General features: G+C 58.4%; 5 protein-coding genes and 4 pseudogenes. 4 read left to right on the top strand and 5 right to left on the bottom strand.

Annotation, left to right across the window (positions count from 1 at the left end; all coding sequences use genetic code 11):
• Positions 1 to 27 precede the first annotated feature (27 nt).
• The 4 genes and pseudogenes from ILFOPFJJ_RS35010 (at position 28) to ILFOPFJJ_RS09095 (ending at position 3714) form a co-directional block, all read left to right on the top strand.
• Positions 28 to 1737 carry a tyrosine-type recombinase/integrase gene (locus ILFOPFJJ_RS35010; RefSeq protein WP_246299569.1) on the top strand — a complete coding sequence of 570 codons (1710 nt, stop codon included), beginning with the start codon at positions 28 to 30 and terminating at the stop codon, positions 1735 to 1737.
• Positions 1734 to 2750, top strand: a complete 1017-nt coding sequence (locus tag ILFOPFJJ_RS09085) for a site-specific integrase (RefSeq protein WP_173510252.1) — start codon at positions 1734 to 1736, stop codon at positions 2748 to 2750. The genes ILFOPFJJ_RS35010 and ILFOPFJJ_RS09085 overlap by 4 nt, the downstream gene beginning before the upstream one ends.
• Before the next feature lie 114 nt (positions 2751 to 2864).
• A pseudogene (locus tag ILFOPFJJ_RS09090) lies at positions 2865 to 3409 on the top strand (IS66 family transposase); the annotation flags it as partial.
• Positions 3409 to 3714, top strand: a complete 306-nt coding sequence (locus tag ILFOPFJJ_RS09095; protein WP_173510253.1) for a hypothetical protein — start codon at positions 3409 to 3411, stop codon at positions 3712 to 3714. The pseudogene ILFOPFJJ_RS09090 and the gene ILFOPFJJ_RS09095, both read left to right, overlap by 1 nt.
• Before the next feature lie 156 nt (positions 3715 to 3870).
• Here ILFOPFJJ_RS09095 and ILFOPFJJ_RS09100 read toward each other — a convergent pair whose 3' ends face one another.
• From ILFOPFJJ_RS09100 to ILFOPFJJ_RS09120, 5 genes and pseudogenes are all read right to left on the bottom strand, one after another.
• Entirely contained in the window at positions 3871 to 4905 is a 1035-nt protein-coding gene (locus tag ILFOPFJJ_RS09100) for an IS110 family RNA-guided transposase (RefSeq protein WP_173510254.1), read from the bottom strand.
• 79 nt (positions 4906 to 4984) lie between these two features.
• Positions 4985 to 5092 (bottom strand): annotated as a pseudogene (locus ILFOPFJJ_RS09105) (transposase domain-containing protein); the annotation flags it as partial.
• Positions 5093 to 5206: 114 nt separating this feature from the next.
• A pseudogene (locus tag ILFOPFJJ_RS09110) lies at positions 5207 to 6207 on the bottom strand (tyrosine-type recombinase/integrase).
• Positions 6208 to 6276: 69 nt separating this feature from the next.
• A pseudogene (locus tag ILFOPFJJ_RS09115) lies at positions 6277 to 7128 on the bottom strand (tyrosine-type recombinase/integrase); the annotation flags it as partial.
• Positions 7125 to 8267, bottom strand: coding sequence for a site-specific integrase (locus tag ILFOPFJJ_RS09120; protein ID WP_246299571.1), 1143 nt, complete (start codon positions 8265 to 8267; stop codon positions 7125 to 7127). The gene ILFOPFJJ_RS09120 and the pseudogene ILFOPFJJ_RS09115, both read right to left, overlap by 4 nt.
• Between the last annotated feature and the right edge of the window lie 279 nt (positions 8268 to 8546).

The following is an 8546-nucleotide window of genomic DNA, read 5'->3' on the forward strand; positions in this document are numbered from 1 at the left end:
TACAGCTTCGCCAATCGAGGTGAAGCCATGTCCATTCATAGCAAACGAAGCAATGCAGCCATCGCTGCCGCGCCCACCACCGATGAGATTCGCCGCATCTGGAGCGGGGAGCGGCGGCTTGGTGCAGGAACGGCGGACAAATATCTGATATGTATCCAGCAGTTTCGTACCTATTGCAGCCAGCTGGGCCTGATCGAGCGAGAAGAACTGACCTTGGAAGGCGCAAATCGGTTCATCGGCTGGTATGCGCGGCGCCGGAGCCGGCCTCGACGATCCCACCAGAATTTCCGGAGTGCTCTGCGGTCGCTCGCCCGTGTCTACCACCTGATGGGAATTGCTCCTCCCGACTGGCAACCACCACGAGCGGTTCAACCTCCGCCTTCACCATTATTCGCGGAGTACGGTGCGTACCTTGTGCAGCATTTGGGTCTTGCTGAGCGAACGATCCACAAGGAACTGAACCATCTTACCAAAGTCTACAATTATTTTGGCCGGGCAGGAAAGGAATTGACTTCGATACAACTGACCGATCTCGATGCATTTCTTGTTGAGTGCTCAACTCAATACTCTCGATCCTATGTCAGCAACATCGCCTGCACGGTACGTTGCTTTTGCCGGTTCCTGCACTGGAGCGGTAAAAGCCCGATCGATATCAGCGAAGCCATCGTTGCGCCGATACAGCGACCGTTCGAGCGTCCTAGGCGCGCACTGCCTTGCGAGGATGTGCAGCGGCTGCTGAATGCGGTGGATCGGTCGACGCCGGTGGGACTTCGCGATTACGCAATCCTGTTGATGCTAAGCAGCTACGGCCTTGGCGCCGCCGAGAGCTTCGTGACGTTCAAGCGAGCGATGGGCTACCGCTATCAACGCGGTGCCTACGAGATCGACCGCTTTCTTGGCTTTTTGGAGCAACAGTGGAACGATGTAGACGCTATCCCGCTGGCCGATGCGATCAGCAACTGGTGTGGGCGTCTTCCCGGCCGCAAGGCTATCTCGCTCAGTGGCGAGTTCGGGATAATCCGGCAATTTTGCCTGCATCGCCGCCGTCGTGATCCCACCTGTTATGTGCCCGAGCACGCCTTTGCACCGGTAAAGGAGTACATTTTCAGCCGCGAAGAGATCCTACGTATCCTCGCCGCTGCATCCGCGCACGAAGGCCATTTCATATGGGCGTCCATGCTGCGGAGGTTGGTCCTCGTGCTCTGTTGCACCGGAATCAGGCTCGGCGAAGCCACGCGCCTCAAGATGGAGGATGTCGATCTCGAGCGTGGAACGCTGCTGATCCGCAACAGCAAACGACGGACCCGGATAGTCCCCATTCGCGAAGACCTTGTCGGCGAACTGCGCCTCTACCTTTACGATCGGCGTAGGTTGCTTCTCGACCTCCATCGTGCGGATCACGGTGCCTTCTTCATTCGTCAAAAAGGTGGGCCGTTGGATATCAGTGGAGCCTCGGTGGCCATTCGAGAGATCTTGCGCCGCCTCGACATCAAACCTGCACGCGGACGCGTTGGAGCGCGACCGCATGAGTTCAGGCACGCCTTTGCTGTCCACCGCCTCACAGCCTGGGCAGAAGAAGGCGCCGACATCCATGTGAAGCTTCCGTTTCTCTCCGCATATCTGGGTCATCAGAACATCCTCGGCACCGAGGTTTATCTGAAGGCGACCCCGCAACTGCTGGAGCTCGCCAGCACCCGGTTCGAGCAACATGTACGAAGTGCGAGGCAGCCTCGATGAACACCGCCACGCCCAAAGCGCTCTTTGCCCTCGTGGAGTCGTTTTTCATCAGCTATCTGCCGCGGCAGCGTGGTGCAAGCCCGCATACGACACGTGCTTACCGCGATACGCTGAAGCTTCTATTCCAGTTTGTCGCCCAGCGCCGGGGACGGGAGATCGCCGATCTCGTGCTGGAGGATCTGAACGCCGACACGATTGCCGGTTTCCTCGACCATCTTGAAAGCGAAAGATCCAACTCTGCCGCCACGCGCAATTGCCGGCGCGCTGCCCTCCGCAGCTTTTTCAAGCACCTTCTTCGCAATGACCTGGACAACGCTCTTCGTTATACACGGGTGCTGGCGCTGCCGGCGAAGCGGATGAAGCAGAAGCCAGTGACCTACCTCGAAGCAGTCGACGTGCGAGCGATCATCGGCAGCCCCGATCGCAGGACGCACGATGGTTGGCGCGATCACACGCTATTGCTCTTTCTCTATAATTCAGCAGCGCGGGTCAGTGAAGCGACCGGACTCTTGTGGCGTGATTTGCAGTTGGCACCTCCGCGCCAGGTTCGGCTAAGAGGGAAAGGGCGCAAGGAGCGGCTTGTTCCAATATGGCGCGAGACGGCGGACGCGCTGGGCCGGCTACGAAAGCTATCAGGTGGCGCGGACCACGAGCATGTTTTCGTCAACCGCCACAACCAGCCTCTGACCCGCGACGGCGTAGCATATATCCTGGCCAAGCATGCTGCGTCGGTCGCCCGCGAGCGGCCAAGGCTGACACGTGACCGCATTACGCCACACGTTCTGAGGCACAGCGCGGCCGTCGCCCTGCTGCAGTCGGGCACAGATGTGACTGTCATACGCGATTATCTCGGCCATTCGAGCATTGCCACCACCAACCGTTATATCGCAACGAACCTGAAGATGAGACGCGATGCGCTCGAAACGTTCTGGAAACATGCGGGCATCGAAGCGACCCACGACAAGCCGTGGAAACCGAAGCCGGATCTGCTCTCTTTCCTCCAGTCACTTTGACTTTATCTGGAGATGTGGCCCCGGGCTTTTCCGGCAATTGACGACGTTCACGAACAGCTACCCCAGATAAAACCGGACGTGAGATAATGGGCATTATCTTGAGCTCGAGATAAGGCGCATGTGCGCCGCAAGTTCCATGATGTGATCAAACTGAAGCCGTCACCGATCGCCGACGAGGCGCTGACACGCATCGGCGCGCTCTACGATATCGAGGATCGTATCCACGGCATGCCGGCTGACGAGCGACGCGCACTGCGCCAGGAACATGCCAGGCCCATCCTGAGGGACTTGAAGGTGTGGATCGAGGATACGCTTCCGACGTTGCCGCAGAAACAGAAGCTGGCGGAAGCGATGCGATACGCACTCTCGCGATGGGCCGCATTGAGCGTTTACATCGACGACGGCCGTGTCGAAATCGACAACAATATAGCCGAACGTGCGATGCGCCGAACTGGCTCTTCGCCGGCTCGGACAAGGGCGGAGAGCGCATCGCCAATATCCTGACCATCATCGAAACGGCCAAACTGCATGGCCACAATCCCGAAACCTACCTCACGGACGTGCTAATCCGGATCAAAGATTACCCAATAGACAGGCTGGAAGATCTGTTGCCATGGAATATGCTCCCAGCAGGATCCGCACTGCAGAAGGCTGTCTGATGGCTCGTTCGATGCACATTTATACGATCGAAAACGTCGCCGCCATGATCGGCGAAAACCTCGAACTGCTCAGAGAAATCTCCGCCAACTCGGACAATATCGACTACGGCGAAATGGTGCACGTCCACAACGGAACCGAAGAGGGCACAACCGGCTTCACGGACAGAGGCGTCGAATGCCTCGAGGAGTTCCTAGCGGATATCCGGACATGGCACGGAGGAGTCCGTCAGTTCTTGGTCGATGAACAATGCGACCCTGAAAGGATCGAGCGCATAATGACCGACGAGCTAAAGCGCGCGCCCTAACCCTGCGCCTCGACCACGGCAGAAAATGCATTCGCCGGACGCTCACCTTGGATCGATCGATCGCACCATCTGTTCTCCCTTGCAAGTTCACACAGCATCAGCTCAGCACGGCACGGCAGCATTGATAGCGCTTGCCGTGATGGCCAATTTCCTAAATTAAAATGTTTCGCTTTGTCCTTCTGTACGCCTGTATGTCTCGCCGCTCACCATGAGCTTCCAAGCAATACGGGCGATCTTGTTGGCCAGCGCCACGGCCACCAATTTCGGTTTCTTCCGTTGCAGGAGTTCGATAATCCATCGTGAAGCATGCCTGCTTCGACCTGCTCTGACGTGCTGGAGAAGAGCAGTCGCGCCGACCACCAATATGCTCCTCAGCATTTCGTCACCGGCACGGGTGATCACCCCAAGCCTGACCTTGCCTGCAGTCGAATGGTCTTTTGGCGTGAGCCCTATCCAGGCGGCAAAATCTCGACCAGATCTAAATAGCCGTGGATCTGGGGTCTTCATCATCAAAAGCGATGCACCGACCGGCCCGACACCCGGAATTTCGGCCAGGCGCCTGCTGCATTCATCGGAGCGATGCAACGCGGTCAGTTTTTCCTCGACCGCCTTCGTTTCGGCAAGCAAGTCGCGATACTCAACGCCATGCATGGCAAAAAGCTCGCGGGCCAATGCAGGCAGGGATTGATCAGCCGCAATCCGCTCCAGCAACGGTTCGATTCGGCACATGCCCTTGGCCGCAGCGATACCGAACTCCATGGCAAAACCGCGAATTGCGTTGGCAAGTTGTGTTCGATTGCGAATGAGTCTCTCTCGCAAACCGACCAGCATCAATGCCGCCTGCTGGTCCGCAGACTTCACCGGCACGAACCGCATGGTGGGTCGGCTCATCGCCTCACACAAAGCCTCCGCGTCCGCCGCGTCGTTCTTGCCGCGTTTGACGTAGGGCTTTGCCAATTGAGGCGCGATCAATTTCACCTCATGACCGGACGAACTTAACAGCCTCGCCCAATGATGAGAACCTCCACAGGCTTCGAGTGCGATAGTAGTCGGCGGCGTTTTCTCGAAGAATTTCACCATCTCCCTACGCGAAAGCTTCTTGCGAAGGACTGGTTGCTCGGCTGCGTTCACGCCATGCAATTGGAAAACGCTCTTTGACGTATCCATGCCAATTCGGATAATCTCTTCCACGGACGGTCTCCCTCGATTGAGCTTTCAACGAACTCATTCTGGCACATTGCGATGCCGTTGGGAGCCGTCCACCCCAACACGGCATGAGTGCGTCGATTTCGCTGCTCGGCCAGCCATTGGCAAGGCGCTCGAGCGTTTGCGTGAGCCAGGCGAGCGGATCGACGTTGACGTTGTTCATCTTCGCCGTTTATGCCGACCGGCGGACTATGCCGAACACCTCTTCTGATGGGGACGGTACACCGCGAGTTCCCGGCCAGTTCGGCCGGGAGCCGGTGGTTGACACTCGGCATAGTTCTCATGCTCAGAGGGCATTCAGGAATTCCAGAAGCCGGTCGTTTGGTCGAAACCGCTCGGCCTTGGCGCGTTCGTACGGCTTCAGTTTTGCGAGTGCGGATTCCTTCAGTTCAAGATGTGCATGAAGATAGGTCAGCGTCGTTTCCATCGCCTCGTGGCCCAGCCACAGGGCAATGACCGAGCAGTCGACGCCCGCCTGCAGCAACTCCATGGCAGCGGAATGCCGTAAGACATGAGGCGACACCCGCTTTGAGCGAAGGGAGACGAAGTGCTCGCGCGCTTTGGCGACATATTTGTTCAGCAGTGCCTGCACGCCGTCGGCGCTGAGCTTGCCACCGTGCATGTTTGGAAAGAGAGCCGTTGCGCCTCGCTTTCTCGGTTCCTTGAGCCAGTGATGAAGGGCTTGCTGTGCAACCTTCGTGAGCGGCGTACTTCGCTCTTTGCGGCCCTTGCCGACGCATCGCACATGCGCACCCCGGCCGAGCATTATCGAGTCTCGGTCAAGGTCGATGATCTCCGAGACCCGTAACCCCGTTTGCGCGGCCAGCAATAGCAGAGTGTAATCGCGACGTCCCAGCCACGTGCTTCGATCCGTACAGTCCAGGATCGCTTCAATCTCGGGCCTGGTGAGAAACTGAAGCTGCCGTTTGTCACATCGCTTGCTGGGTACCGCGAGCACACGCTGAATGTGGGCGCTATGTGCCGGCTCCTCGAACGCCGCATATCGGAAGAAGATCGGATGGCTGTGAGGCGGAGATTGCGGGTCCTCACCGAAGCGGATCTCTTCGTCTCAAGATCCTCCAGGAATGCGCCGATGAAAGGAGCGTCCAAATCCCGCAGTGTCAATTGAGATGGTGATCTCCCAAGGCGCGTCTGCGCGAACGCAAACAGGAGCCTGAAGGTGTCGCGATAGGAGGCAATGGTGTTGGAACTTACACCTCGATGCTTCAGGAGCCGATCTGTGAACCACCGCTCGATCAGCACGGCCAGGTCGTTCGTGCGTCTCATGACCGAAACCTCCCAGCGCTTATCCAATCGCCGTACGGCATGGTTCATCAGTTCCGGCGCGGCGGACAGATACCAGTAGGTGTCACGAACATTGGCATGGCCGAGGAAGGTCGAGAGAACCGGCAGCTCGCGTTCCACATCTTCGCCAGCGCGATGCCAGTTGATCAGGGTCTGGACGGCGAAACAGTGACGAAGATCATGAATCCGTGGGCCATCGCGATTCCCCTCCTGCCGTAATCCGATTTGCCGGGAAAGTCGCCAGAACACGCGGTGCACGTATTGATGTAGCAATCTGCCGCCCTGTTCGGCGACGAAGAAATAGGGACTGCGCGGCGTGCCAAGGTGTGCATCGCGTCGGGCGGCATAGTCCGAAAGGACAGCGATTGTCGTGGCATGCAGCGGGACCAGCCGTGACTTGCCGAACTTTATCTCTCGGATAGTGAGGACGCCCTGGTCGAGATCGACGTCGGCCCGGAGCAGACCGAGCGCTTCGGAATGGCGCAGTCCGGTCACCGCTATCAATCCGAACAGGCAGTGATATGTCCATCGCCGAAGGGCGTCGGCCGGCGGCAGCGACAGTGCTGCTGCCAGAAGCGCCTGAATCTCGACTTCACTATAGATGTAGGGCTTTGTGCGCCGTGCCGGCGGTACAGCGTCGCTCGGTAGTACTTCTGTCAGAGGATCGAAATGGGTGAGGTGCTGGGCAAAGCAGCGCACGTCAACCAGGCGGATGGACCAACTCGGCTGCCGGCCCATTGAGGTGACCCACTCCATTGCAAGGTCCGTCGTGATGGTCTCGGCGCTGCGGGCTTCCATGAAGATGACGAATTCCGCCAATCGTCGCGCAGGGCCGTCGTACTTGTATCCCAGCCCCTGGCGCATACCGACGTAGCGCTCAAGCGCGGTGCGAAGCCGGCTCATTGGACACCTCCCGCCCAGGGTAGGCTCAGTTCACGCAACTTCTCAATATCGAGCTTGGCATTTGTACTTTCGATGCTTCGATGGCGGAGCAGTTGGCCGATCTCGGCAAAGCTAGCGCCCGACCGCAAAAGGTCGGTCGCGAGGCTGTGGCGGAAAAGATGGGCGCCGTGATGCGCATAGCCGTCAATGCCTGCCCGTTTGAGTGCTTGCTTCGCGATCATCGTGATGGCGCAGCCGGAGGCAAAACCCACGTGCGGCGCCAGAGTTCGCAAGAAAACTCGCCGACACGCTGAAGCCGGCCGCCCATGCCGGATATAACCCACGATAGCTGTTCCGACGTCGTGACGTAGCGGCATAATCGCCTGCCGCCGCCCCTTACCGTGCACAAGAATCGTGCCCGTCTGCCAGTCGATATCGTCAAGATTGAGGGTGGCAACTTCGCTGGCGCGCAAGCCGAGCTTGGCCAGGATCATCAGAACCGCATAGTCCCGATGACCCATTGCCGTCGTCCGATCACAGGCATCGAGAACCTTCTGGACCTTCTCGGGCGGCAGGAATGTTGGAAGGCCGGCAAGTCGCCAGCGGCGGATGGATGGCACGCAATCGGCCAACGCCGTCGAAATGAAGCCCTTCAAATGCAAGTAGCGCAGAAAGGCACGTACCACCACGCACATTGCCTTACCACTGTCGGCGGAGCCATCGAGCGCATGTCGCTCGACGTAGCCGATAACAATCTCCGGGGTGAGCGCTGCAAACCCATCTGCGCCCCCAGGACAGACCTCCCGCAGAAATCGAAGTGACAGAAGCTTGTGGCTCCCCACTGTCGAGGCGGCGAGCCCTCTCTCATTCGAGAGATATGTCGCGAATACATCGACGATCTGCTCGTGCTCTGTACGCTCAACCGGAAGCGCGGCGGGTATTAAGTCCTCTTCCCGTAACGCGGAAAGCAAGCGTCGGAGTGCCGATCGGTCGCCCGTGTCGGGGCTCCAGTGTTTGAAGCGATGCTCAAGAAAGCGATCGACATAGACTTCGCTTAAATCCTGCGGAGCATGTCCATTGCCAACATGCCAGTCCATCAGGTCTCGAAACAGGCTCAGTGAGCGCCACGTGCATTGCCGACCCAAGCCTTGGTTCGACATCTTGGCGGCGTAAACGCGCGCAAACTCCCGTTACGGACCGTAGACCAGCTTCCGATATAAGGCACTGCGCTTTAGATAATCAGTGCGTTCATGTGACCTCTCCTTCGCGTCAATTGCGACGGAGAGAACCCTACGCTATGCCGATTAGGCGACCGCTATGTTACCGGGAACGTTGGCAAAAGCTTGATTAATCGGCATAGTTCGACGGTCGGCATAAACCGCACTGGACTAACCCGCTCCGCTACCGCGGAGCGGCAAGGAGGTCAGGTATTCAGTAGG

This window comes from Sinorhizobium psoraleae, from assembly GCF_013283645.1.
In the GTDB taxonomy this organism is placed as follows: Bacteria; Pseudomonadota; Alphaproteobacteria; order Rhizobiales; family Rhizobiaceae; genus Sinorhizobium; species Sinorhizobium psoraleae.